This is a genomic window from Psychrobacter sp. (genome assembly GCF_049295055.1).
In the GTDB taxonomy this organism is placed as follows: Bacteria; Pseudomonadota; Gammaproteobacteria; order Pseudomonadales; family Moraxellaceae; genus Psychrobacter.
Genome location: NZ_JBAQQF010000004.1, coordinates 1 through 25,180 on the forward strand (window position 1 = coordinate 1; position 25,180 = coordinate 25,180).

Below are 25,180 nucleotides of genomic sequence, written 5' to 3' on the forward strand. Positions count from 1 at the left end.
GTGCACCAGCGTAAACAAATACGTCACTGGCAATACCTGCACAGCGTTCCGCTTTGTCCGTCGGCTTACCGTCTTTATTTAAAGACTTGGCTTGAATATCTAAAAGCACTTCAAGCATTCTAGGTGAGCCGATTTCACTAATCGGCTCATTGCCGATGTAAGAGCAGATAAGCTCTAAGCGACCCTTCTTACGAATTAACGTGTTACCTTTTTGACTCTGTTCAAGAGTATCGAAGTACTCCCAAGCAAAGTGATTAAAATAATTTTTAGTTTTACTAACAATACTGTTCTTTATTTCTTCACGATAATTTTTGGGATCAATGTTGCGACTGAGTAGTTCTTCATAATCACGCCATATTTCACAAGCGCGTGAAAATGATACGTTTGGATACACACCAAGCGATATACGTTTATTTTTTGAATGAATAGGAGACAGGTAACGATAAAGCCAAGATTTAGTACCGTTAGGTCTGACCATTAGATATAGCATAGGATGGTTTTTAACAGAGACAAGATATTCTTTGTCATCAGCTTTATGACTGCTGATACTGCGATCAGAGCTGATAGGTTTACGTGTTTCCATAGCTGCCACCCCAATGTACATTTAAAAACCAGTGTACATGATAGTGTACATCAGATGCATGGATTGGGATAGATACAGAAAGACAGTATAGGACGTCAGATACAACAAAGCCCCTGATATCAGGGGCTTTGGCGGCTCTATAAGATAGTATAGAACTAGGTATTGGTACCGGTGGTCGGACTTGAACCGACACGCTTTTAAAGGCAACGGATTTTGAATCCGTCATGTCTACCAATTCCATCACACCGGCGTGTTAGGTGATAAAGTTTATAATGCTAAACATTATCGAATTGGGCTACAGGGTTAACTCTGTATAGGCTGCGTATTATAGCAGCCTATTTTTGAGCGTCAAGCTTTTTCTAGAGGTTAAACATAATTTATAATATTTTGTATAAAAATTCAGTTTTTAACCAACGAAGGCACGTTCAACCGCATAGTCTGCTTGCACGCCCATACGTGGTGAGACAGTCAAACCAAAGTCATCTAAAATCGTAGAGACTTCCGCGTTAAACGGCATGCTACCGCATATTAAGACGCGATCATCTTCCTTGTTCATCGGAGGCAAACCGATATCCTCAAAGAACTTACCAGATTTTATTAAGTCGGTAATACGACCAGTGTTTCTGAATTCTTCGCGAGTCACAGTCGGATAATAAATGAATTTTTTACGGAACTCTTCACCAAAGATTTCATCATTCGGCAGCTCGTTTTCGAACATCTCACGATAAGCCAAGTCACTGACACCGCGCACGCCATGGACCAAAATTACCTTTTCGAAACGCTCGTAGACTTCAGGGTCGCGTGCTAAAGCTAAAAATGGTGCAACACCTGTGCCGGTTGACAGCATATATAGGTGTTTGCCCGGTAGTAGATCGTCTAAGACGAGAGTACCTGTTGGCTTTTTACTGACCAATAACTCATCACCGACTTTGATATGCTGCAAACGCGAGGTTAATGGACCGTCTTGCACTTTAATGGAGAAAAACTCTAGATGCTCTTCATAGTTAGGACTGGCAATCGAGTAAGCGCGCAACAACGGCTTGCCATCAACGACCAAACCAATCATCGCAAACTCGCCATTACGAAAGCGTAAGCCGTCGTCGCGAGTGGTTTTGATGCTAAACAGCGCATCATTCCAGTGATGAACCTCTGTGACTGTTTCGGTGCGGAGTTTTGACATAAAGTCCTCGTTAGTAAGTGGTAATCTGTATCAGTCAATTAAAATGGTTATTAAATAAAAATAGCTATTAAATAAATAAGTATCGCATAAAAATTTTTAATGATAGATTTAAAATGGTTCAAGTTAATAGGGTATCGAGTCTATTTAGCGGCTTAGCCTATCGCGGAAACCGTCACTTTAACATTATTATTCAGTATTATAAGGTGATCGTAACGCCATAAAAGCAAGCTTTGAAGTCATTATTTTATGAATGCAAGCCATTCTCAATAAATTTCTTGCTCATCATAACAAACTTTAAAATAAAAATCCGTCTAGCTGGCTTTCTATAGCATGATAAAATGGAATATCGTTAGCGAGTTATTTTGTATGATTCGTCAGACTTATTTTGTATAGCCTTTATTTTTTAATATAAATAACGGTTTTGCTTTTCTGGATTTGATTTATGAACCATCATATATCGCCGATTATCGGCTACCATCATGCGCCACTTTCACAAAAATTTGGCGCACCTAGGCAGCCAAACTTAGTCGCATTAACTAGCGTGATTGAAATGATTGCGCCTTATGATACGCCAGCAGCGTTTGTGGGTTTGGAAAGTTTTAGCCATATTTGGATCAGTTGGCAGTTTCATCATAACTATATAAATAAAGAAAAGCAGATCAATAAAGACAATCAGCTTAATGATGACAGCCAACTTAATAAAACTGATAATAGTTTTCGTGCGCAGGTACGACCGCCACGCTTGGGTGGCAATCAAAAAATAGGCGTGTTTGCCAGTCGTAGTATGTATCGACCGTCAGCGCTGGGACTGTCTGTGGTCAAGCTTGAACGTATTGAGATTGTGGAAGGTCGGGTATTACTTATCATCAGTGGTGCTGATATGATAGACGGAACGCCAATTATCGATATCAAGCCTTATGTGGCTTATAGTGATTCACTAATTGATGCAAAAAGTGGCTTTGCGCCATCTGCTCCAGCATTATTAACTGTGACTATCGCTGAGCTTGCGCATGAGCAGTTTTTAAAAATAATACATCATCATCACGCTAGTAATGTACAAGAGAAAAATAATAAAAAAGAGAAAATGACGGTAATAGCAGTTGTTGATACGGTAAAAAAGCAAGTATTACTATCTGATCTTGACGCTATAAAGGCATTAATTGCACAAGATCCACGCCCTGCTTATCGCCGTGAGGAGACAACTACAGCATTTGTCATGCGCTATAAATCTGTTGATGTGAGTTTTCAGCTGATAGCATTAGGTGAATTGCAGATAACGGCAGTGGTAGACGTATAAAACATCGCAGTACACATTATCACTAATGAAATGACTTAAACTATAAAAGAAGAAAATCATGCCTGCTCAAAAGTACTCGATAGTGATTGATTTGCGTTGGTGTCTGGATGAATTGTTAGCCGATAAAGTTATCGATCAACGCGGCTATAATCTGGTGATTACCAGCCGCCGCAATAAAGCGCAGCATCCGCTACTGATCATTAGTGAATTTGGCTTACCAAACGGTCATGCGCTTAATAACAATCCTGATGATAAATTGACGCTGGCATGGTTGAATCAGTGGTTAGCCGCCAAAGCAGATATGCCGCTTGTCCGTATTGACCCGCTAAAGGTAGATGTACCAGCAGTGACGCAGCTAATGTCATTTGAATATGCACGCTCACAGCATATTCTGCCGATTGAAGTCACGCTCGATGAAGTAATTATCGGTACCGACCAGCCTTTTTATACCGACTGGCACGCCAATATTGAAAAATTGATTAAGTCGAAAAGCTATCGCACGGTATTTATCAATCCTGAGCAAATCAATCGCTATCGGCAAGAGTTTTATCAAGTCACGCAAGCGATTGCTGGTGCTAATTCTATTCATAAACGTGCAGCTTCTGATATCACCAACGTCGAAGCATTATTGCAACTCGGCGATAATACTAATCCTGATGCCAATGACCAGCATATCGTTAAAGTGGTTGACTGGCTGTTGCAATATGCTTTTGAGCAGCGCGCCAGTGATATTCATCTAGAACCACGTCGTGAGACGGGCAAGGTGCGCTTTCGTATTGATGGGGTGTTGCATAGTGTCTATGAGATGCCACTTGCAATTATCGTGGCGGTGACTGCGCGTATTAAAATCTTAGGGCGGCTCAATGTGGCAGAAAAACGCAAGCCGCAAGATGGGCGGCTGAAAACCCGTACCCCAAAAGGATTGGAAACTGAGCTGCGTCTATCTACCATGCCGACTGCTTTTGGCGAAAAGTTGGTCATGCGGGTATTTGACCCTGAAGTGCTCGTGCGCTCCTTTGCGCAGCTTGGCTTATCGGGCAAGCAGTTAGAAACGTGGCATGAGCTAACGGCGCATCCTAATGGTATTATTCTGGTGACAGGTCCGACGGGTTCGGGTAAAACGACCACTTTATATAGTACGCTCAAGCAGTTGGCGACTGAGCAAGTCAACGTCTGTACCATCGAAGACCCGATTGAGATGATTGAGCCCGCCTTTAACCAAATGCAGGTCAATCAAGGGGTTGATTTGCATTTCGCTGATGGTATTCGCTCTTTGATGCGCCAAGACCCTGATATCATTATGGTTGGCGAGATTCGTGATGCTGAAACAGCCAATATGGCAGTGCAAGCATCCTTAACGGGGCATTTGGTACTATCAACTTTACATACCAATGATGCGCCAAGTTCACTCACTCGTCTGCACGATTTAGGCATTCAGCCATTTTTGACGTCAGCGACTATATTAGGTGTGATGGCGCAGCGTCTGTTACGCACGTTATGCCCGCATTGCAAACAAGCAGTCGATGTCACGGCAGATAGTGAGATTGCTATTCAATGGCAAGAGTTGGTGCAGCCATGGCGCGCGCCAGTACCTGCACAAATATATAAAGCGCAGGGCTGTGAGCATTGTCGTCATACGGGTTATCAAGGTCGCGTCGGGCTTTATGAAATTATGCCGTTATCAAATGAGTTAAAAAAACTCGTCGCTGCTGATGCGAATTTAGATGTACTAAAGCAGCAAGCCTACCGCGAAGGCGTACAGCCATTACGTTTATCGGGCGCAAAGCGAATCAGCGAAGGGGTGACGACCTTAGAAGAGGTCATGCGCGTGGTGCCGCTGCATTAACAAGTTTCTTTAAAAAGTAAGCCTTATAAGAAAACTTTTAAAAGACTCTGATAAATCCGTTTGTTATAGCTTACTTGGAAAACAGCTGCCTTTGGAGCAATAAATAGGGTTATCCCTTGACAGACTTACCCCTATACTTTATTCATTTTTATTAACGAGATTGTTTATGTTTACTGATAGCCATTGCCATCTTAATCGCCTAGATTTAACCAAGTATGACGGTCAGTTATCTGGCGCTATTGCTGCTATGAAAGAAGCCAACGTCACTCGGGCGATGGCGATTATGTGTGATTTTGCTGAATATGATGAGATTGCCCATATCGTCAATACCTATGGCGATGAAACGCTCAATCTTGGCATGAGTGTCGGCATCCATCCTTGTGAAGATATTAGCGTATTACAATCAGCGACGGTTGAGCGTTTAATAGAAACTGCTAATGCCGATCATGTATGGGCAATAGGGGAGACTGGGCTCGATTATTACTGGTCAACGGAAAATAAAAAAGCCCAACAAGATAGTCTTGCGCGTCATATTCATGCCAGCCAAAGCCTAAAAAAGCCGCTTGTCGTGCATATGCGTGACGCCAAAGAAGATACGATTGATATCTTAAAAGCAGAAGGTGCTGAGCATGGCATTATTCATTGCTTTACCGAAGATTGGGAAACAGCAAAACGCGCCTTAGACTTAGGGTTTTATATCTCATTCTCAGGTATTGTTAGCTTTAAAAGTGCGCAAAATATCAAAGATGCAGCAAAAAACATGCCTAGAGACAGAATACTGATCGAAACAGACAGTCCATACTTAGCGCCTGTCCCTAAACGTGGTAGACCTAATGAGCCTGCGTATGTACCCTACGTCGCTAGTTGTATTGCAGAGATGTATGGCTGTAGTGCGGATGAGGTTGGAGCATTGACTGCAAAAAACTTTGAGAATTTACTAGCACAGTATCACTAAAATGGTTATGCTATGACCACTCAGTCATTTATTATAAGTGATGGCGATTTTATGTACCACGCACTGGTTCGTTAAATGTAACCACATGATTATAAATGACTATTTAGCAAACATAAGCATAATCCTCTATTGTGGTCTTCGCGCAGTCTTTGTATAACTTCATACTATAGATGCCGATACACCAATGCAAAATGTGGTCCTATGCATGATATTGTCAAGTTTTAGGAGAGATTATGAGTCGTCAGCATCAATTCAAGATACGAGAAGAGAATATCTTAGCAATGGCAGAGCAATTGCTACTTGAGTCAGGCGATGGTGATATCACTTTAGACAGCTTGGCAGATCAGCTTGATTTGGCTAAAGGCACACTATATAAGCATTTTTCTAGCAAAGATGAGCTTTATTTGCGTATTATTATTCGTTACGAAGAGCAGCTTTTTGAGATCAATCGCATTGACGATTGCCCATCGGCAGGTGTCGCTCGTATGATTTTTCAGCAGTTGTTTAACCCACAAAAAGCGATGCTACTCAATCAAATAGAAGAGCGGTTGGCGGCATCAGTAACGGGTCTTAATCGCTTGTTTGGTGAGCTGTACGATATTCGCCGTCAGCGTATGAAACGCTTAATCGATATTATCAGTGCTTATTTGCAAGAGCAGCACAGCAGTTTGAGTACGCGTGATTACTTATCTTCTATTTGGGCGATGGGTCAAGGCGGTGCGGGGCTCTTGAACTCAAGCTTTTATCAGCGTTATTTAGGACGCCGTGATACCTTACGTTATGCTTTTGTTCAGCAAATGCTTGAGCTGCCTAGCCATTATCCTGCTGCAGATGATGAAGTAATGGATGAAGATATGCAGGAATTGGTAGAACAAATTGATACTGAGTCAGAAGAACATCGTAATGCCAGTTATTAATTTTTTACTATAACGTAAAAACCGTGAACAGTTATTTTCTAAAAATCTGTGTTGTTATATTCTATATGGCAGCACATTAATCTCTATTTTATATAGTCAATCCTATCTGTCTTTTTATATATCACCCAAAATATATCGTTATTTTAAGAGAATGACGCCATTCTAGATGACCACTGCATGTCAAAATCGAATATCTCAATAACTAATTACTCGCAGGCTGGTTTTACACTGGTCGAAATCGTAGTGGTGGTGGTTATTTTATCAATATTTGCTGGCATGATGAGTTTATCAGTTGGTAGCAGTGAATCACGTAAAAATCGCGCCTTTTATGAGCATCTGACGGATTCATTGAGCTACGTTCGACTGTTATCAGCGGAACGTATGCAGCCGATGGGTTTAAGTCTACAAGCGAATAAGCACGGTCAAATTACCCCTGTTATTGTCACGCTATCTAATCCTTATGTTGCTTATCAAACGGATAATTCTACGTCTGCTAGTAGAGACAGTACGCCTAAAAATTCAATGGAGCTATCTGCGGATTTATCTAGTATGTCTGGTGCTGTTGGAGATAAATCACCAACGCCAAGCTGGGAGGTTGAGTCAGAAGTTACCTTGCCTGAGTTGCCTGCTGGCGTGAGTTTAGCTATACAAAGCTTAGATGCTAGGAATGTATCAAGTACAGGGCAAACCCAAGCGTTACAACCTTGGTTTACAGATCAAACAGTACCGCAAGTATTATGGTTTGGCACGGGACAAGCCGCGCCGGTGACCATTGAAGTGCGCCATAATTCGCGCTTGGTCGGTGAAGTCATCACCATCATGCCAGATGGCAGTATGTCGATAGGACAAGGGCAATAGCTGATGATGATTAATAATAAAGCAAAACCTACTTACATAAACCGAAAGCCAACCCTGTCAAAGCATGAAAACGGGTTTACTTTGATTGAGGTAATGGTTGCTTTAGCGATTTTAGCCGTCGTTGCCGTCGCTGCGAGCCGTGCCAGCAGCGCTTATTTAAGCTCAGTCGATGTATTGCGCACGCGTACGCTTGCACACTTTGTCGCTCAAAATGCTGCGGCTGATTTGCGCATTCAAGATACTTGGTTAACAGCTAATAAAAGCCAAACAATAAATGCCCAAGGTCGCGACTGGCAAGTGACGATGACAGTCTCTGACGCTATTACGCCTGCATTAAAAGAGGTGAATATCGCTGTTGCTCCGATCATTGATGGTCAGACGCGTACGGTAGTGACTGATATTAATATAATGTTAAGTAATGCTGAGCAAGATGTTGGTAGTTTGGACTTGACCGGCTCAAAGCCAAACGGAGGTAGTCTGTGAAATCGCAGCATGGATTTACCTTGCTTGAGCTAATGGTGGCCATGGCGATATTTGCGATGCTAGCAGTGGCAGGCTGGCAAGTATTTGATAGCGTCAATCGCGCTCGAGAACGCGCGCAATTCCATGCAGATAACTTGGCCGTTTTGCAATATGCGTATTTGCAGCTACAACAAGATATGGGACAAATCATTCCTTATCAAGCAGTAAATGCTCAAAATGACAGTGCTTTAAATGTTGATAATGCAAATAATAGCAATCAAGAAAATACGCTACAGCCTGCACCTGAGCCTTTTATGAGTTTAGACGGCGAGCGTGTCAGCTTTGTCCGTTTTGCTGACCCTGATCCACGTTATCAAAGTAGTGCTAGTGTGCAGCATGTTGAGTATATTTTCGCTGATGAGCGTCTGATTCGCCGTCAATATAGCAGTATGGGTGGCGCTAGTGACAGTATTAGCCTAGATAGTGTATTGCTCGAAGGTGTAACGGTGGCGCGCTGGCAAGCCTATTTACCAGAAATGAGTACCAAGTTTCCCAATAAAGACAGCAATAGTAACAATGCCAGTTTGAACAGCCAATCTGGACAAACTGCGTCTTCAGCCAATGCTCAGCCTGAAATCGTACTTTTACCGAAAGGGATTGCTGTTTCTTTTACTTATCAAGACATGCCAATTACTTGGCAATGGGCGCTTGCCCCTCAGCCGATACCGAATATAAGCATAAATACTAGCGATAAAAATACTGTTAACAATTCTAATGGCAATGCACCCAACAGCGATACTAGTAATAACAGCAACAATAATAATAGCAATAACGATGTTAATAATAATAGTAACGGCACGAGCAACGACAATACCGCTAATGGCAATGTAGATAATAATGATTCAGGGAACAGATTTTAAAATGCGCCATTTAGTCAATGATAGAGGCTATATATGCCAAGTATGCCAGTTATATCAATGACAGCCGACTCTCAGCGCGGGGTCGCGCTGCTGACCATTTTGTTATTGGTGGTCAGCATTACTGTGGTCGCAGGGGCGATGCTTGCCAGTCAAAAAATTGCCATTCGACGCAGTGGTTTATTGTTTGATCAAAATCAGCTATTACAAGATATCGATGCCGGTCAGCAATTAGCCGTTACGATGATTCGTGCCGATGCTAAGCTGAATGATACTGATAGTCAGCAAGATATTTGGGCACAGCCTATACCGCCTTATACGTTGGGTATACATAGCATTGCTATCGAATTGCGTGATGAAGCCAGTCGCTTTAATATCAATAATTTATATCACAATGGCGCAGTTGATGCTGCCGCTGTGGCAGTATTCCAAAGGTTATTGACCCAATTAAATCTGGAGCCTGACATTGCCATTGCCGTTCTTGATTATCAAGATGCGGACAGTGAAGTTTATCTTGATGGCGGTGATGAAAGTGTGGTTTATGCTCAGCAGTCTAATAATTCAGCGTCTAATGATTTACCCAATCAAGCATTGATTAATATCGACCAGCTGCAAAATGTGAAAGGCGTAGATGCTGAAGTATTGGCAGCGCTGCGACCCTATATTACAGTCGTACCGCATTACTTACCTATTAATATTAATACCGCCAGTCCAGCATTGCTTGCGGCTCTGGTCGAGGGTGCAACCAGTCAGCAGATGCAGACGGTCGTGGAATTGCGAGAACAGCAAGTATTTGAGTCTATTGATGAACTTTGGCAATTGCCAATGTTGAGTGCTTTAGATGAAAAGCAGCGAAAAGCGATTACACCTTCGATAGCAGTTGATAGCCAAGCTTTTACAGCGCTGATTACTGCGACCGATAGCGCAGATAGTGGACAAGCAAGGCAACGCTATGCAACGATCGTTATTAGCAAGACGACTACTGATGCTACGGCAAATAGCAGTGGCAGTAATAGTAACGGTAGCAATAATAATAACAATACTAGCGCCAATAATACTAATACCAAAAATGCTGACAACAAAAAGCCCAAAGACGTTAAAGTGGTTTCCCAGCGCCTTTGGGCATTTCGACCTGTTTTTTGACGTCTATTTTTACAATTTAAACGCTACATAGAGAAATTCTAAACGCTTTAACAAGCATCGATAAAAAATATCGTCTTAATCGCTTAAATCCGTTTCTTCAGTAGACTTCCAATTATAAGCGCCATAAAACAACATCTGTGCTTGGCGCGTGCAGTTATGTAGCATCATCTGCTTTTTCTTTTCAATATCAGCTAAGTCAACCTCATCATCATGATCTTCGGTATAAGTCAGCTCGAGCCAATCAATAATCCAAGAAAAGAACATATTGACCCCAGCCTCTGCCAATAGTCTACGATCGTAAGTATTGATGTGGGTAAAAGCAGGTTGTAGCGCCAAGTCTTCTGCTAAGCTTTGCCCATGTTTTTTGACAAGCTCATTGATGGCTTTACGTACAGCGTCTGAGCCACCATAGCGTTCGCTGACCAAAAACTGCCAATAGTAAGGTTGTTCACTGACCATATGTAAAAACAACTGAATACTTTTAGCAATTTGGCGCTCAAAGCTGCGTTTGCGTCCAATTTGCAAGCTTTCACTCAAAGTGGCAAGCGTACCGCCCAATTCCTCAATAACCAAGGCGCGTCCGAGGGATTCCATATCGTCAAAATGGCGATAAAAGGCGGTCGGCACCACACCAACCTCACGCGTGACTTGCCTAAGGCTGATCGAGCTAAAAGATTGCCCTGTCATACATAAATCGAGCACCGCATTAAAAAAGGCGTGCCGAGTTTGAAGTTTCTTTTGTTCGCGACTGCTCATAATATTTCAAAATTAACTGATAGATGTCTATCATACTCATTTCATTGCAAAAATACGAATGAAATACGTGATTATAGTTGATAACTGGGTTTTTAAATAATGGTTCCCCAATGTCCTTGTAGCTCTTGCGCCAATTGGTACGCCTCATGGTCATTCATGCCAGTGATAAAGTCTAAGACATTAAGGGTGTTTTGATAAATATCATCTGATAAAAAGCGGTGATGCTCATCAAGATGCGGCTTTAGCAACATTAATAATTGCTGCTGCTCAAACGACATTGGCGCGCTATGCTGATGTGTCCAAGTAAGTGGTATAAAAGCATCCAGCAAGCGATGCAGGCATTGATTGGCCATCAGCTCCATACGTACCTTACTTGGATGATTAAATATCTTTTCACGAGCCAATGCTTTAGCTTGGGTGATACCGCTTTGGACGCTCGCATCACAATGCGTAAATAGACTGCCTTGTAGCGTACCCGCTAGCATCGCATCGCTATTGGTCACAAAAGCATCGGTGACAGCATTGACTAAGCGCATCATCGCTCTTGCGCGTAATGATGCCAAATGCTGCCTGACTGACATATGCGCAGGCAAGCTAATGGTACTTGGACGCTCGCCTATCAGCTCATAAAATATCGCTGCAACCTCATTATAGGTCAACATATTTAAATTGATGCCATCTTCTAAATCTATCAGTGCATAGCAGATATCGTCTGCAGCTTCCAATAAATAGGCGAGTGGATGACGGGAAAAACCATCATGTTGCTCTGAGCGCGGTAGACTTAGGCATGCTGCTAATTCTTCTAATTGCGCCGCTTCACTATAAAAGCAGCCAAATTTCTGTACATTGTGAATAGGTTTACCTTGATAAACCTCATTGCTATGGGTGGCGAGCCAAGGATATTTCATAAATGCTCCCAACGTCGCGCAGGTTAAGCGCATACCGCCCATATCAGGGTGATGCTCATTACGAGTTAATATGCGAAATCCTTGGGCGTTACCTTCATAAGCGAGCAAGTCTAATTGCTCATTGCTGCTCATATTTTGCAGAATTGCTTGGCGTTCAGGATGCATAAACCAGTCACGAATGGCGTACTCTCCAGCATGACCAAAGGGCGGATTACCAATATCATGCGCAAGGCAAGCTGCTTGTACAATCACACCAACATCAGCTGGCGTGACTCCTGTTGGCAAGCCACTTGGTAATTTATCATGTAGTTTTTCTGCTGCCATCACGCCCAAAGAGCGGCCAATACAAGAGACTTCAAGCGAATGCGTTAAGCGGGTATGAATACCTAATTGATTGGTCAATGGATGGACTTGGGTTTTTTGATTCAGTTGACGAAAAGAGTGAGAAAACACCAGTCTGTCATAATCTTTATGAAAAGAGGAACGAGCGCTGTCTTGAACGGGGGCTTTTTTATCGCTGCCTAAGCGCTGCGCGCTAAATAGTCGCGCCCAGTGCTCAGCAGGACTGCTTGGTTTGTTAAATTGAGTACTCATAAATCATAGCCCACTATTCGTTGTTATTATTGTAAACGATTTAAGTTATTTTAAAAATTTTGGATAGACATTGAAGAGGTAAAGAGTTTTTCCTTACTATACTAAAATCAAGGGCGTAAAAAAGCCAGCATCGAGGCTGGCTTTTTAGTAGTGATATGCTAAGACGATATAAAAGAGACCGTTGAAAAAATCTCTTATACGTTAAAACGGAAATGCATCACATCGCCATCTTGTACGATATAGGTTTTGCCTTCTAAACGCGATTTACCGGCGGCAGCAGCGCCTTTTTCGCCGTTGTGTTCGATAAAGTCGTCATAAGCAATCACTTCAGCACGAATAAAGCCACGTTCAAAATCGGTATGAATCACGCCAGCTGCTTGAGGGGCAGTTGCACCAACGGCTACTGTCCATGCACGTACTTCTTTCACGCCAGCCGTAAAGTAAGTTTGCATATCTAGCAAGTCATAACCACCACGAATCACTTGGTCAAGACCGGCCTCGAGCATGTCCATTTCAGCCAAGAAGTCTTTTTTATCATCTTCATCAAGCTGGGCAATCTCAGATTCGATTTGATTACATAGCGCGATAACGATAGAGTCGTCACCAGTGGCATAGTTACGTACCGCATCAAGATAGGGATTGTTTTCAAAACCATCCTCAGATACGTTAGCGATATACATAGTTGGCTTAAGCGTAATGAGACCATAGCTTCTGATCAGTTTTTTCTCATCAGCATCAAGATTGGCGGCACGCGCGGCTTGACCTTCTGCTAATAATGGTTCGACTTTTTTGAACACATCAAGCATGGCTTGCGCGTCTTTATCGCCGCCTTTGGCTTTTTTGCTTAAGTTGTGGATAGCACGTTCAACGGCTTCTAAATCTGCTAATGCCAATTCAGTATTGATGGTTTCGATATCATCAATAGGGCTGACGCGACCATCGACGTGTACGACGTTGTCATCGTCAAAGCATCGTACCACGTGCGCAATCGCATCGGTCTCACGGATATTGGCTAGGAATTGGTTGCCCATGCCTTCGCCTTTTGACGCACCAGCGACCAAACCTGCGATATCGACAAACTCCATCGTCGTTGGCAATACGCGTTCAGGATTGACGATATCAGCCAGCGCTTTTAGGCGCAAATCTGGCACAGGAACTATACCCGTGTTGGGATCTTTGGTACAAAATGGAAAGTTTTCAGCGGCGATTCCCGCTTTGGTCAAAGCATTAAACAAGGTAGATTTACCCACGTTTGGTAGGCCGACGATGCCGCAATTAAAACCCATAATAGTCTCTCAATATAGTAATAGAATCAATTAGCTTAAAACTTAATGAAATGTGAAATCAAAATTGGGCGTATTGTAGCAAATTTAACCCAATATGGGTGAGGTTGTTATGCTAGATGAGTGGATTTTCAACGCTCATTATCAACCTTATTTAGTGCTTTCATTATTATGCTAAGCTACTACCTATAAATTATAATCAAAGCTGTTTAGCTACCATCAATAGTTGAGCAATAGCATAAAACTTCATGCTTATTAAGCAGAACTATTGATGTAGGTTAAAAGCCTAATGATCTCGTTCCACACGATAATAATAGACTGCGCTATAAACAACATCAAAGGCAATCTCTAATAATGACCATCACAATTTTTGCTACACACCATTATAATTATCCACAAAATTTTATCGAGATGAAGCCTAAGCTTGTGCGTCTTGAGCGGGCGATTGAGAAGCTCGAAGATAATTTAATGGATGCGGATGCTGAGGTGTTAGAGCAAAGGCTTGCCAGTCATTTAGGATTACAAGTTGATTATGCCAGTGAGCTAAATCCAAACCAGTTATTGGCTGCTACGACCATTGAAGGTAAAGTATTGGTGATTGCTGGTGCTGGCTCTGGTAAAACCAAAACTTTGACTTATAGAACCAGTTATCTGGTAGAAAACGGTGTGTCGCCAAAAGAGATTCTACTACTGACCTTTACTCGTAAAGCCGCCAATGAAATCAAGAGTCGTGCTAAGACCTTGCTAGCAAGTTCTTTGTCTGGTGAAAACCTAAGCAATAGCAAAGCGCTAAACGATATCACCAGTGGCACTTTTCACTCGTTTTGCAATATGCTATTGCGCCAATATTCAGGGCTGCTTGGTATCAATCCGCGCTTTACTATTTTAGATACGGGTGACAGCGAGGATGCTATCGATTTGATTCATAAAGAAAAAAAGTATCCGACCAAAATAACCAATCAAGAATTTCCGCGCAAAAAAACTTTGCAAAATATCTTTTCAACTTCTAGAAATCGGCGTATTCATATCCGCGACTTAATTGAAAGTAGCTATCCTGATATCGCGATACATATTCCTATAATTGAACAGTTGGCTATCGACTTTCATGACTATAAACGCGCCAATCACTTATACGATTTTGACGATATTATCAGCCAAATAGTACGTCATCTAAAGCGCAATGACACCTTTCGTCAGCTGCTACAAAACCAATATCGTTATATTATGGTTGATGAATATCAGGATACCAATATTCCACAAAAAGAGCTGATTGATCTCATTTGTGCACCTGTATCAGTATCGCTAATGGTGGTTGGTGATGACAATCAAAGTATTTATGCTTTTCGCGGTGCCAATTATGAAAATATCTTATTGTTTGGGGAAAGCTATCCTGAAGCGAAGCTTATTAAGCTTGAGCAAAATTATCGTAGTACGCCAGCGGTGCTTGATTATATCAATGCCTTGTCAGAGCAGATTACGTTAGGCTATCAAAAACAATTATATTCAGGCGCTTCTATAGAGGGATTAAAGCCAGTGTTTTGCCGCTTAAGTGATGAAACCAAAGAAGCAAAGTATATCGCTGATAAAATCATAACATTGAAACCGGATTATGATTATCAAGACTTTGCGGTATTGTGCCGAACGTCCTTTCAGTCCAACTATGTCCAGCTAGAATTTATGGAACGTAACATTCCTTTTATCGTGGTGGGCGGTATTCGCCTTATTGAAAGACGGCATATAAAAGACGTCTTGGCCTTTGTTAAAATACTCTACAACCCCAACGATACGATTGCATGGCATCGAATTTTAACCCTGTTTAAAGGGGTAGGGTCAGTGACCGCCACGCGCTTAACTCAAGCCATTAATGCTGATAATAACTCTTTTGAACCATTACTGATGGCAAATTTTGCCAAAAAAAGCACCCAGCTTGAGCCGCTCCATAAAGTACTGAACAAAGCCAGCCAAGCGCAATCCGTCGAAATCATTATCGAACTGATTCTTGAGTTTTATATCCCAGTTTTAAAAATTAATGAAGATAATTGGCGTGAGCGTAGCGAGGATTTTCGCGTCCTCAAAAACTTAGCGACAGAGCATGATAGCCTTGATAAGTTTTTAGAAAATTTGGCACTTGATCCCCCTAATGATTCGGTCGCTACAGCAGGCGAGCTTGAGCAAGGACAAGAGAGCAATGACAAAGTAACTATTTCTACTATTCATAGTGCTAAAGGGCTAGAGTGGCCAGTGGTATTTGTCAATTCATTGGTTGATGGTATGACGCCACATTATCGCTCATTAAGTGATTTTGAAGAGCTTGAGGAAGAGCGTAAGCTGTTTTATGTGGCTTGTAGTCGTGCGAAGAGTCAATTGTTCCTAACGGCACCAGATTATTTTGCCAGTTATTCAGGCTACTTTGATAAGCCGTCACGGTTTATCGCTGAGCTATCGGCAGATAAGGTCACTGTCGAAACTAATAAACAGCTTATAGATGAGAGTGATGATCCAGTTTGGTGGTGATAGCGCTAATCTAATATAAAGCTGGATGCGGTATCAAGATTTATTAAGTCGATATTTTAGTGTTTTCTAAATTTTAATGCTACAAGGAACGGCTTTTGTTTTTAATCTAATCTTCATTATTCCTATCAAAAATACCTTTTTTAAAAACCCATAACCAAAAGTACTGAGTAGCAAAAATATTTATGAGATTAGGGTTTAAATACTCTCGCAATGCGTTACTATTACCACCTTATTTGTTCAATCCTTATATTCGACACTTGTATTAAGATCATAAGAAAAGGATAGGTTATGCGCTATGAAGTTATCGTTATCGGTGCAGGTATGGTTGGCACATCAGTTGCTTGGCATCTACAAAAAAACAACGCTCAAGTATTACTTTTAGACAAGAAGCTACCAGGGTCAGAGACCTCATATGGCAATGCTGGCTTAATTCAGCGCGAGGCAATTCATACGCATCCTTTTCCGCGTCAATTGACTGAAATGATACGAGTATTGCCCAACCAAGGAACGGACATTCGCTATCGTATACCGGCGATTCTTCGTTATCATCAGGCGCTGTTGCAGTACTGGAAGTACTCTACGCCAGCTTCAGTGAAAAAAATCGAATCTGAATGGCAGACACTGATTGAGCATTGCACCAGCGAGCACCAAACCATGATTACCGCCGCAAACGCTGAGGATTTGATCAGCCGGAAAGGCTGGTTGCAACTACATCGTTCTGAAGAGACTCTGCAAGTAGCGATTGCTGCCGCTATAAAAGACCGTGATCAGGGCGTAGAGCACAATGTATTGACAGTAGAAGAACTAAAAATAATGGAGCCCAGTGCCAATTTTGAGGGCTTTGTTGGCGCTATTCATTGGTTAAATTCTTGGCAAGTGTCAAATCCAAGCTCATTGGTCAAAGCTTATGCAAAAAACTTCCAAGAAATGGGTGGTACGATTAAAGAAAGTAGCGTCAAGGAAATCGTACAAGACGAAGATGGTTGGAAAGTCATTACCGATACGGGCACTTTTTATAGTGAAAAATTGGTCATTGCTGCCGGACCTTGGTCTAATGATTTAATTAAACCACTTGGTTATAATTTGCCGTTGTTCCCGATGCGTGGCTATCATCAGCACTTTAAAGTGACAGAGAAGAACACGATCAATCACAGTATGTTTGATATGGACAAAGGCTTTGTCATGGGACCGATGCAGCAAGGTATCCGCATTACGACCGGTGCTGAGATGACTACCATGGATGCACCAAAGAACTTTGGACAATTAAAAACGGTACTAAAACTTGCTCGGAAAATCTTGCCATTAGAAGACGCCGTTGAGAGTGAGCCATGGGCAGGATCACGTCCTTGTATGCCTGATATGAAGCCGGTCATTGGTGCTGCTGACAAACATGACAAGTTATGGTTCGCCTTTGGTCACAGCCATCAGGGCTTCACTTTAGGGCCTATGACAGGTCGTCTGGTTGAAGAGATGATTCATGATAAGCCATTATTGGTTGATGCCGAGCCATTTAGCGCTCAGCGTTTTTCAAACTAAGAGCACATCTAATAGTCTTGAAATAGATTTAAATTAATAAGTTAAAGGTATATAAGATGATAAAGAAGCTCCATAGCAATCAGCGTATGAGCAAAACTGTAATTCATAATCAGACTATTTATTTATGTGGTCAGGTAGGTAATGCAGAAGACGATATCAAAGCGCAAACATTGACTTGCCTAGAAAAAATCCAAACGTTGTTAGAAGAAGTTGGTAGCGATAAGTCAAAGCTACTTATGGCGACTGTTTGGGTGAAAAGTATGTCGGACTTTGCTGCGATGAACGAAGTTTGGGATAAATGGTTTGAAGGCGTACAACCACCAGCCCGCGCTTGCGGTGAATCTGCATTGGCACGTCCTGAATTATTGGTTGAAATTACGGTAATTGCTGCTGAATAACGTGCTCAATTTGATATTTGAGTAAAAGTAAAAGGGCGTGATATCGATATCATGCCCTTTTCTGTAAGCTATTCGTGTTAATTAGTCTATAATCAACATACTTTAAAAAATGCAGTGTTACTGGGATAAACGCCTCCAAGTCTTAAAGAAAGGGCGTTTTTACTAAGAAAGTATATTCACAGCTGTGTTTACTTTATTTAGACTGACGATATCATTATTTAACGAGCAATAGAAAAGGGTTACGAGTCATGATTAATACCAAAATATATAAATCGATTTATGTGTTAGCAGAAAACTTATTAGAAGCGGACAGTAAAAACGACCAAAAGACATTCGATATGCTGTATGCGCAGCTAAAAAATCTTTGCATTGAAAATGAGAAAAGCGATAAAGATCACCCTGAACAATGGGAGACATTGGCTGACTTTACTGAAGATTTAGAAGAGGCGCTGGTTATTTATCAGAAAGCCTTAGAAAAAGCTACTGCGATTAATTCAAAAGACCATCTGTCATCGATTGCATTTTCTATGGCTGAGTTGCAGCTTGAACTAGGTCAAACTGATGCGGCTATTCAGAATCTACAAAATGCCAAAATAAGCGCGAATAAAATTGAAGATAGAGAGTTTAAAGTTGAGATAAATGAGCTGCTTGCTAGCTTAGTACCTGAAGTACCTGAGTAAATCTCAGACCTTATCATCCGCTTTCTTAGTTGTTCGTATAACTGATAGGGTGTTTGAACGTTAACGTCCCTTCCAGACCGCATGACGCTTTTCGATAAAGGCGTCAATGCCTTCACTCACGTCATCCGCCATCATATTGCAGCTCATTACCTCGCTGGCATATTCATACGCATCTGCTAATTCCATATCTAACTGTTTATAAAACATATTTTTGCCTGTTCTAACAGCAACTGAAGATTTGGTAGTAATCGCATCTATCAAAGATTGCATGGTCGCGTCTAGTTGCTCAGCAGGTGCCACACGATTGATTAATCCTTGCTGCAATGCCGTATGTGCATCGATAAACTCACCAGTAATCAGCATCTCAAACGCTTGCTTGCGAGATAAATTGCGACTGACCGCGACAGCAGGCGTGGAGCAAAATAGCCCAACATTTATCCCAGAAGTGGCAAACTTAGCCTCATCAGAGGCAACCGCCAAGTCACAGGCTGCTACCAGTTGACAGCCAGCTGCGGTAGCGATGCCCTGTACTTTTGCGATGACCACTTGCGGCATACGATTGATGGTTAGCATCATTTGACTACATTGTTGGAATAGTGCGCGCTGGAATGCCTCATCCACATTAGCTCGCATCTCTTTTAGATTGTGCCCAGCACAAAAGGCTTTGCCATTTGCCGCAATGACTACCACTTGGATATTGCTATCCTGTGCAATATTATCTAGCTCTGTTTGCAGCGCAGAGAGCAACTCAACGGAGAGGGCATTGAATTGTTTTGGGCGGTTTAGTGTGAGAGTAACGACGCTATTATGGTCTCTTCTTATAACTAACGGCTCGTTGATGTCTGTAGAGGGGGTTGTATTGATCATTTATCATCCTTGATAATTGGTATTTACGTTTAATGAACATCCTAAATAGTAACATGACTTAAAAGCCAGATAATAAAAGGTTTTTTAGGTAATTAACGATACGATTATAGAATAATGAGAGGAAGCCATTAATAATGATAATCAATGACAAATAGCTATTTCATCTTCTGTCCTAATTTAATGGCAGCAGCGATATTGAACGCCGTGGTTTCGATATTATCGTAAGCATTTTTGAAGACGTTATCGATAGTATCTATCTTTTGAATACTAGGCATGACGACATCAAACTGTGTCGTTTGGGTAGGTTTTAGCGCATCAACGCTGCCACAAATAGCAATGACTGGAATATGATTCGCTGTGGCAAGCTGGCTGATACCGCCAGCGACTTTACCCATAGCGGTTTGCGCGTCAAGCTTACCTTCGCCTGTGATGACCAAATCTGCATTGGCAATATTTTGTGATAAGTTGGTAGCTTCGGCAACAGTATCAAAGCCTGACTTCAACTGGGCGTTGCAAAAGGTCATTAACGCATAGCCAAGACCGCCAGCTGCCCCAGCACCTGCTATCTCTTGGCACGCTTGATAGCCGTGCTGCTCGCATATGGTTGCAAAGTGATTTAATGCTTTGTCTAACTCTTCGACCTGTTGTGGACTGGCACCTTTTTGTGGACCAAAGATAGCACTAGCACCCAACTGACCACATAAAGGATTGGTCACATCACAAGCCACCTCAAACACTATGTTTAGCACTTTCGCATGGAAGTCGGTGTCATCTAATTTCTGTAAGCGGGCAAGCTCGCCACCACCTTGAGCTAAAATATTGTCATTGACATCATGAAAAGCCATGCCTAATGCCGTTAGCATGCCAACACCTGCATCATTGGTGGCACTACCACCAAGACCGATAATGACACGCTTGACCCCTTCGTTTAAAGCATCCGCAATAAGTTCACCGACACCATAACTGCTGGTAATAACAGGATTTCGCTCTGCGACAGTCAATAAATGTAGACCACAAGCTTGGGCGATTTCAATGACAGCAGTTGCATCTGGTAATAATAGATACTTTGCGGTAATTGGTCTCATCAGCGGATCGTGTACGTTCACTTCTTTCCATCGACCACCCAATACATAAGACAACACTGCAGACGTGCCTTCACCACCATCTGCCATGGGTAATAAGGTGTAGTCAGCGTCAGGAAATACCTGACTGAATCCAGACTGGATGGCATGGCAAACCTCCAATGCCTCTAAGCTTTCTTTAAACGAGTCGGGGGCGATTAAAATTTTCATGAATCTCTCTTTGAATGGCTCTTTGAACATCTCAACTAATGCGTTAAATGAATACCAAAGTTAATAACTAGACCAATATAGCCTAAGATACTATTAAAGTAAGCAAAACTATCAAAGTTCGTCTTAGCGATGGTATTAAGCGGTAATTGATAAAGTAACGCTGCCAAAAAGGCTGACAATACCAAAACTAAAAAACGATACCACTTTAACTTTGCGGTGGCAAAAGACACATACTCTGCTAGTATGTGGCCTTTGTTTTGCCTTCTAATATCAGGACGTATTCAGTGATAACATTTACTGCCCCCGCGATTGCCAATATAGAAAATAACGAACTACGTCAGCAGCTACAGCAGATTATAGACCTAAAAACCAAACCGCTTGGTGCGCTTGGAAGATTAGAAGAACTTGCCCTGCAATTGGGTATGATTCAAGGAACGATGACGCCTCATATTGAGCAGCCACAGATTCGCGTGTTTGCGGCCGACCATGGTTTGGCTAAGCATGGCACATCCGCGTTTCCTAGTGCTGTCACTGCACAAATGGTCTATAACTTTTTGCAAGGTGGCGCTGCCATTAATGTATTGGCACGCCAGCATAATATCGAGCTAAAAGTGGTCGATGCTGGCGTCGATACTGATTTTGATAACTCTCCTTTTAAAAACCATCCACAACTGCTTGATTATAAGGTGCGCCGCGGTAGTCGTGATGCTTTAACAGAGGCAGCGATGAGCGATGATGAATGTCTGCGTGCGCTTGATGGCGGTATGGCTGTCGCTCAGCAGTTATCTGGCAATCTATTAATTGTCGGTGAGATGGGGATTGGTAATACCTCTGCTGCCAGTTTGTTGCTTGCAAGGTTGGGCGACTTGCCAATCGCTGATTGTATTGGTCGTGGTACCGGTTTAGATAACACTGGATTACAGCACAAACAGCGCATTTTGACTCAAGTATTGCAGCGTCATAGCAACGCTACAACGCCACTTACCGCGTTGGCTGCACTAGGTGGTTTAGAAATAGCGATGATGGTAGGCGCTTTGATTCAAGCAGCCAGTGATAAGCGCATTTTATTGATTGATGGCTTTATTGCTAGTATTGCTTTGCTAGTCGCTGAACGCTTAGCACCTGGAGTTCTCCAGTACGCTATATTCGCCCACCATTCGGTTGAACCTGGCCACGCGCATTTATTACGATTGCTAAATGCTGAGCCATTGTTAGATATGCATATGCGTTTGGGCGAGGGTAGTGGGGCTGCACTGGCTTATCCAATATTGCAATCTGCTTGTGCCATTATCAATGAAATGGCTAGCTTTAGTGATGCCGGTATTAGCGAGCAAAATAAATAATGTCTGAGCCATTAAAGCAACCACAGCCATTAAAACCTTCTAAGCCTTCTAAGCCTTCTAAGCCTCGTTATTCGCTTGGCGAGCAGTTACAGCATGAATGGCGATTAATATTGGTTGCTACCCAGTTTTTGACCCGTTTGCCAGTACCACAATTTAGTCATTATAATCCGCAATGGCTACATCAGAGTAGCCGCCATTTTCCAGCGGTTGGTCTGTTAGTAGGGCTGCTTTGTGCGAGTGTGTTTTGGCTAGCTAGTATCTTGTTTACGCCATTGATTGCTGCGGTGATGAGTACCGTTTTTGGCATTAAGCTAACGGGCGCTTTTCATGAAGATGGTCTGGCTGATAGCTGTGATGGTTTAGGCGGCGGGCTCACTCGCGAGCGCACCTTGGAGATTATGAAAGACTCGCGTTTAGGGACTTACGGCGTTTTAGGTTTGGTGTCTGCGTTACTGCTCAAAGTCAGCTTGCTCGCAGCCATGCCGTTATCAGTTGCTATCGTAGCGCTCATCATTGGCCATACCGCTTCGCGCTTATTCTGCATTAGCTTACTGACCCTATTGCCTTATGGCGGTGAGATAGAACATGCTAAGGCTAAACCGATGGCGCAGCAACTCACACCATTACAAGGGCTATATAGCAGTGGTTGGCTCATATTGGCTATTATGTTGGTCACACTTATATTTCCCAAGACGATGCAACAGATTGGGCTTGGTCAATGGTCTTTAACGTTGGTATCGGCTTTAGTAGCTACTGATTATATGCGCCGTTTATTACGCAGGCGGCTTGATGGTTATACAGGCGATGGATTAGGTGCTACTCAACAGTTGAGTGAGATTGCTATTTATGTAGGGCTTGCTGCATCTATACCATTTATTTAAATCAAATCGTTAACAAGGACAATATTCATTCATGATTCTCTATATTTGGCGTCATCCCAAACCGATGAATACCGAAGGGTTTTGTATTGGACAAACCGACGTCAAGGTAGATAAGCGTAAAATCAAACGCCTAGCTAATAAAATAGAACGCTTTGTTCGTATTAAGCAGTTGCCTAAAATAATTTGGCTTAGCCCTTTGCAGCGTTCGTTAAAAGTTGGGGAAATATTGTCACAACGTGGCTTTCACTGCCAAGTTTCGCCTGAATTGTCAGAGATTAACTTTGGCGAATGGGATGGTCAGCTTTGGGCACAAATCGAGAAAAAAGAAATTGATGATTGGTGTAATAATTTCGCCAACTTTGCGCCAAATAATGGCGAAAGTTTGCAGCAATTATTCAATCGTGTTGAAGAGTGGCTGAATGCGAGAATTTTTGAAGAAGGTGGCAAGATAGAAAGTATACCAATATTAGTCGTCGGTCATGCAGGTTGGATCAATGCTGCTAAGATTATTGCGACTAGTCAAGATATACCAAAGGTAGCGGCTGAATGGCCACGTTCTGTAAATTACTTACAATATAGTCGACTAGATTTTTAGCTAAAAAAACTACTTAGATAGCTTACTTCTAAGCTATCTTATCAAACCACGCTTTATTGTCTTCTGCTTGCATAGAATCGAAGCTGACATAAATACCTTCATCATCTAGTGTTGCATACCAGTGATCATCATTGCTACCAGTCAATAGCTGAAAATATTTATTATTAACGATTCTACCTACGGTATAGACTTTGCCTTCTGAGTAGAAATCATTACCCTGAACACATATTAATTTATCGTCAGTGTTTATCATATTATTACGCCCTATCAGTACATAAGATATAGATATGCTAGCAGCTCCGTATATGATTATAAAGACGACTTTATAGGTAGTATCTTATTGTTTAGTAAAGGTTTTAAGTCATTTATTAAAGAAAGTTTCTAAAGTATATCAATGTATGGAATAGAGTTAAAAAGACAGATTAAATATTGTTATTCAATATATATAATATTTAAAGGTCTGATTAGTACGAATATAAAACAGAGCACTTATTTTAAATACAAAAAAGCCAGCAACATGACGTTACTGGCTTTTTTAGACTAGATTTAGATATTCTAAAGATTACTCTTCAGAATAATCTTCGTTCTCGTCTTCATCTTCTACAGCTTGGTTTTCGTTGTCACCATCTTCAGAAAGAATGGTCACTAGAATAGTAGCGGTAACGTCATGATGTAGTTGAATATCAACATTATACTCACCAATTTGACGTAAAGTGCCTTCAGGTAGCTTGATTTCAGCACGGTCTACTTCTAGACCTGAGTTAGTCAATGCTTCAGCGATATCGCGTGTACCGATAGAGCCGAATAGCTTGCCTTCATCACCTGATTTAGCACGCATGATCACATTAACGTCAGTCAATGCATCAGCACGTTCTTGAGCAACAGCTACTTCTTTTGCTTCTTCAGCTTCAAGCTCAGCACGACGTGCTTCGAACTTTTCGATGTTAAGCTTAGTAGCAGGTAGTGCTTTGCCCAAAGGGATAAGAAAGTTACGTCCGTAACCTGGTTTCACATCGACAGTTTCACCGAGTTTACCAAGGTTGACGATACGCTGTAACAAAATAATTTGCATGAGTCATTCCTAGTTAACGGTTAACCCTGATGGTTATCAGTGTATGGGAGTAGCGATAAATAACGAGCTTGCTTAATAGCAGTCGCTAGTTGACGCTGATATTTAGTAGAAGTACCGGTAATGCGGCTTGGTACGATTTTACCATTATCACTGATATACTGTTTTAGCAATTCAACATCTTTATAGTCGATGTGAGTGATGCCTTCAGCAGTGAAACGGCAGAATTTGCGACGGCGATAGAAACGTGCCATGAGTATTCTCCTTTAATTAGTCATCACTGTTGTGGTCGTTGTCGTCATTATC

At 42.0% G+C, this 25,180-nt stretch carries 26 protein-coding genes and 1 tRNA gene; 15 read left to right on the top strand and 12 right to left on the bottom strand.

From position 1 onward, the window contains the following. The 3 genes from WAZ74_RS00845 to WAZ74_RS00855 all read right to left on the bottom strand — a co-directional run. A partial coding sequence (locus WAZ74_RS00845; protein ID WP_422304792.1) for a tyrosine-type recombinase/integrase occupies positions 1–583 on the bottom strand: 583 nt, incomplete at its 3' end. A 163-nt stretch (positions 584–746) separates the two neighbouring features. Further along, positions 747–833: transfer RNA gene (locus WAZ74_RS00850), tRNA-Leu, on the bottom strand. 156 nt (positions 834–989) lie between these two features. Beyond that, on the bottom strand, positions 990–1,763 hold the full coding sequence (locus WAZ74_RS00855) for a ferredoxin--NADP reductase (protein ID WP_422304794.1): 774 nt from the start codon (positions 1,761–1,763) through the stop codon (positions 990–992). A gap of 442 nt (positions 1,764–2,205) precedes the next feature. Here WAZ74_RS00855 and WAZ74_RS00860 point away from each other — a divergent pair, with 442 nt between their 5' ends. The 8 genes from WAZ74_RS00860 to gspK all read left to right on the top strand — a co-directional run bounded on the left by WAZ74_RS00860 (position 2,206) and on the right by gspK (position 10,158). Continuing rightward, positions 2,206–3,060 carry a TrmO family methyltransferase domain-containing protein gene (locus tag WAZ74_RS00860; RefSeq protein ID WP_422304796.1) on the top strand — a complete coding sequence of 285 codons (855 nt, stop codon included), beginning with the start codon at positions 2,206–2,208 and terminating at the stop codon, positions 3,058–3,060. A gap of 58 nt (positions 3,061–3,118) precedes the next feature. Beyond that, on the top strand, positions 3,119–4,906 hold the full coding sequence (locus WAZ74_RS00865) for a GspE/PulE family protein (protein ID WP_422304798.1): 1,788 nt from the start codon (positions 3,119–3,121) through the stop codon (positions 4,904–4,906). A gap of 166 nt (positions 4,907–5,072) precedes the next feature. Beyond that, on the top strand, positions 5,073–5,861 hold the full coding sequence (locus tag WAZ74_RS00870) for a TatD family hydrolase (protein ID WP_422304800.1): 789 nt from the start codon (positions 5,073–5,075) through the stop codon (positions 5,859–5,861). Positions 5,862–6,094: 233 nt separating this feature from the next. Continuing rightward, positions 6,095–6,778, top strand: coding sequence for a TetR/AcrR family transcriptional regulator (locus WAZ74_RS00875; protein ID WP_422304802.1), 684 nt, complete (start codon positions 6,095–6,097; stop codon positions 6,776–6,778). Positions 6,779–6,955: 177 nt separating this feature from the next. Beyond that, positions 6,956–7,636 (top strand): prepilin-type N-terminal cleavage/methylation domain-containing protein, encoded by a 681-nt coding sequence (locus WAZ74_RS00880; RefSeq protein WP_422304804.1) that lies wholly within the window; start codon positions 6,956–6,958, stop codon positions 7,634–7,636. A gap of 3 nt (positions 7,637–7,639) precedes the next feature. Further along, the gene (gspI, locus tag WAZ74_RS00885) at positions 7,640–8,119 is read left to right on the top strand and encodes a type II secretion system minor pseudopilin GspI (RefSeq protein WP_422304806.1); all 480 of its coding nucleotides are present in this window, start codon (positions 7,640–7,642) and stop codon (positions 8,117–8,119) included. After that, entirely contained in the window at positions 8,116–9,018 is a 903-nt protein-coding gene (gspJ, locus tag WAZ74_RS00890) for a type II secretion system minor pseudopilin GspJ (protein WP_422304808.1), read from the top strand. The genes gspI and gspJ overlap by 4 nt, the downstream gene beginning before the upstream one ends. Before the next feature lie 33 nt (positions 9,019–9,051). Then, positions 9,052–10,158, top strand: a complete 1,107-nt coding sequence (gspK, locus tag WAZ74_RS00895; RefSeq protein WP_422304810.1) for a type II secretion system minor pseudopilin GspK — start codon at positions 9,052–9,054, stop codon at positions 10,156–10,158. Between the two features lie 75 nt (positions 10,159–10,233). Here the strand turns inward: gspK and WAZ74_RS00900 are convergent, their stop codons facing one another. From WAZ74_RS00900 to ychF, 3 genes are all read right to left on the bottom strand, one after another. Beyond that, positions 10,234–10,914 (bottom strand): TetR family transcriptional regulator, encoded by a 681-nt coding sequence (locus tag WAZ74_RS00900; RefSeq protein ID WP_422304812.1) that lies wholly within the window; start codon positions 10,912–10,914, stop codon positions 10,234–10,236. 92 nt (positions 10,915–11,006) lie between these two features. Next, positions 11,007–12,416 carry a deoxyguanosinetriphosphate triphosphohydrolase gene (locus WAZ74_RS00905; protein WP_422304814.1) on the bottom strand — a complete coding sequence of 470 codons (1,410 nt, stop codon included), beginning with the start codon at positions 12,414–12,416 and terminating at the stop codon, positions 11,007–11,009. A 194-nt stretch (positions 12,417–12,610) separates the two neighbouring features. Next, positions 12,611–13,702, bottom strand: coding sequence for a redox-regulated ATPase YchF (gene ychF / locus WAZ74_RS00910; protein ID WP_422304816.1), 1,092 nt, complete (start codon positions 13,700–13,702; stop codon positions 12,611–12,613). A 351-nt stretch (positions 13,703–14,053) separates the two neighbouring features. On the opposite strand from ychF, the gene WAZ74_RS00915 reads away from it, so the two are divergent. From WAZ74_RS00915 to WAZ74_RS00930, 4 genes are all read left to right on the top strand, one after another. Beyond that, positions 14,054–16,213, top strand: coding sequence for an ATP-dependent helicase (locus tag WAZ74_RS00915; RefSeq protein ID WP_422304818.1), 2,160 nt, complete (start codon positions 14,054–14,056; stop codon positions 16,211–16,213). Between the two features lie 288 nt (positions 16,214–16,501). Continuing rightward, positions 16,502–17,749, top strand: a complete 1,248-nt coding sequence (locus tag WAZ74_RS00920) for an NAD(P)/FAD-dependent oxidoreductase (RefSeq protein WP_422304820.1) — start codon at positions 16,502–16,504, stop codon at positions 17,747–17,749. A gap of 59 nt (positions 17,750–17,808) precedes the next feature. Next, complete coding sequence (locus WAZ74_RS00925) at positions 17,809–18,147, top strand: RidA family protein (protein ID WP_422304866.1); 339 nt, start codon at positions 17,809–17,811, stop codon at positions 18,145–18,147. Between the two features lie 248 nt (positions 18,148–18,395). Then, the gene (locus WAZ74_RS00930) at positions 18,396–18,827 is read left to right on the top strand and encodes a tetratricopeptide repeat protein (RefSeq protein WP_422304822.1); all 432 of its coding nucleotides are present in this window, start codon (positions 18,396–18,398) and stop codon (positions 18,825–18,827) included. A 60-nt stretch (positions 18,828–18,887) separates the two neighbouring features. Here WAZ74_RS00930 and WAZ74_RS00935 read toward each other — a convergent pair whose 3' ends face one another. From WAZ74_RS00935 to WAZ74_RS00945, 3 genes are all read right to left on the bottom strand, one after another. Next, on the bottom strand, positions 18,888–19,694 hold the full coding sequence (locus tag WAZ74_RS00935; protein WP_422304824.1) for an enoyl-CoA hydratase: 807 nt from the start codon (positions 19,692–19,694) through the stop codon (positions 18,888–18,890). Positions 19,695–19,849: 155 nt separating this feature from the next. After that, on the bottom strand, positions 19,850–20,986 hold the full coding sequence (locus tag WAZ74_RS00940; RefSeq protein WP_422304826.1) for a glycerate kinase: 1,137 nt from the start codon (positions 20,984–20,986) through the stop codon (positions 19,850–19,852). 35 nt (positions 20,987–21,021) lie between these two features. Further along, positions 21,022–21,216, bottom strand: coding sequence for a hypothetical protein (locus tag WAZ74_RS00945; protein WP_422304828.1), 195 nt, complete (start codon positions 21,214–21,216; stop codon positions 21,022–21,024). 54 nt (positions 21,217–21,270) lie between these two features. Here WAZ74_RS00945 and cobT point away from each other — a divergent pair, with 54 nt between their 5' ends. The 3 genes from cobT to WAZ74_RS00960 are packed head-to-tail and all read left to right on the top strand — an operon-like array spanning position 21,271 to position 23,805. Beyond that, complete coding sequence (gene cobT, locus WAZ74_RS00950) at positions 21,271–22,329, top strand: nicotinate-nucleotide--dimethylbenzimidazole phosphoribosyltransferase (protein WP_422304830.1); 1,059 nt, start codon at positions 21,271–21,273, stop codon at positions 22,327–22,329. Further along, complete coding sequence (gene cobS / locus WAZ74_RS00955; RefSeq protein ID WP_422304832.1) at positions 22,329–23,210, top strand: adenosylcobinamide-GDP ribazoletransferase; 882 nt, start codon at positions 22,329–22,331, stop codon at positions 23,208–23,210. Before cobT ends, cobS begins: the two co-directional genes overlap by 1 nt. A 31-nt stretch (positions 23,211–23,241) precedes the next feature. Further along, positions 23,242–23,805: a histidine phosphatase family protein gene (locus WAZ74_RS00960; protein WP_422304834.1), complete on the top strand. Its 564-nt coding sequence runs from the start codon at positions 23,242–23,244 to the stop codon at positions 23,803–23,805. Between the two features lie 28 nt (positions 23,806–23,833). On the opposite strand, the gene WAZ74_RS00965 is transcribed toward WAZ74_RS00960, so the two are convergent. The 3 genes from WAZ74_RS00965 to rpsR form a co-directional block, all read right to left on the bottom strand. Further along, positions 23,834–24,058: a hypothetical protein gene (locus WAZ74_RS00965; RefSeq protein WP_422304836.1), complete on the bottom strand. Its 225-nt coding sequence runs from the start codon at positions 24,056–24,058 to the stop codon at positions 23,834–23,836. A gap of 309 nt (positions 24,059–24,367) precedes the next feature. After that, positions 24,368–24,877, bottom strand: coding sequence for a 50S ribosomal protein L9 (gene rplI / locus WAZ74_RS00970; RefSeq protein WP_422304838.1), 510 nt, complete (start codon positions 24,875–24,877; stop codon positions 24,368–24,370). A 20-nt stretch (positions 24,878–24,897) separates the two neighbouring features. Beyond that, positions 24,898–25,128 (bottom strand): 30S ribosomal protein S18, encoded by a 231-nt coding sequence (rpsR, locus tag WAZ74_RS00975; RefSeq protein WP_010198808.1) that lies wholly within the window; start codon positions 25,126–25,128, stop codon positions 24,898–24,900. Between the last annotated feature and the right edge of the window lie 52 nt (positions 25,129–25,180).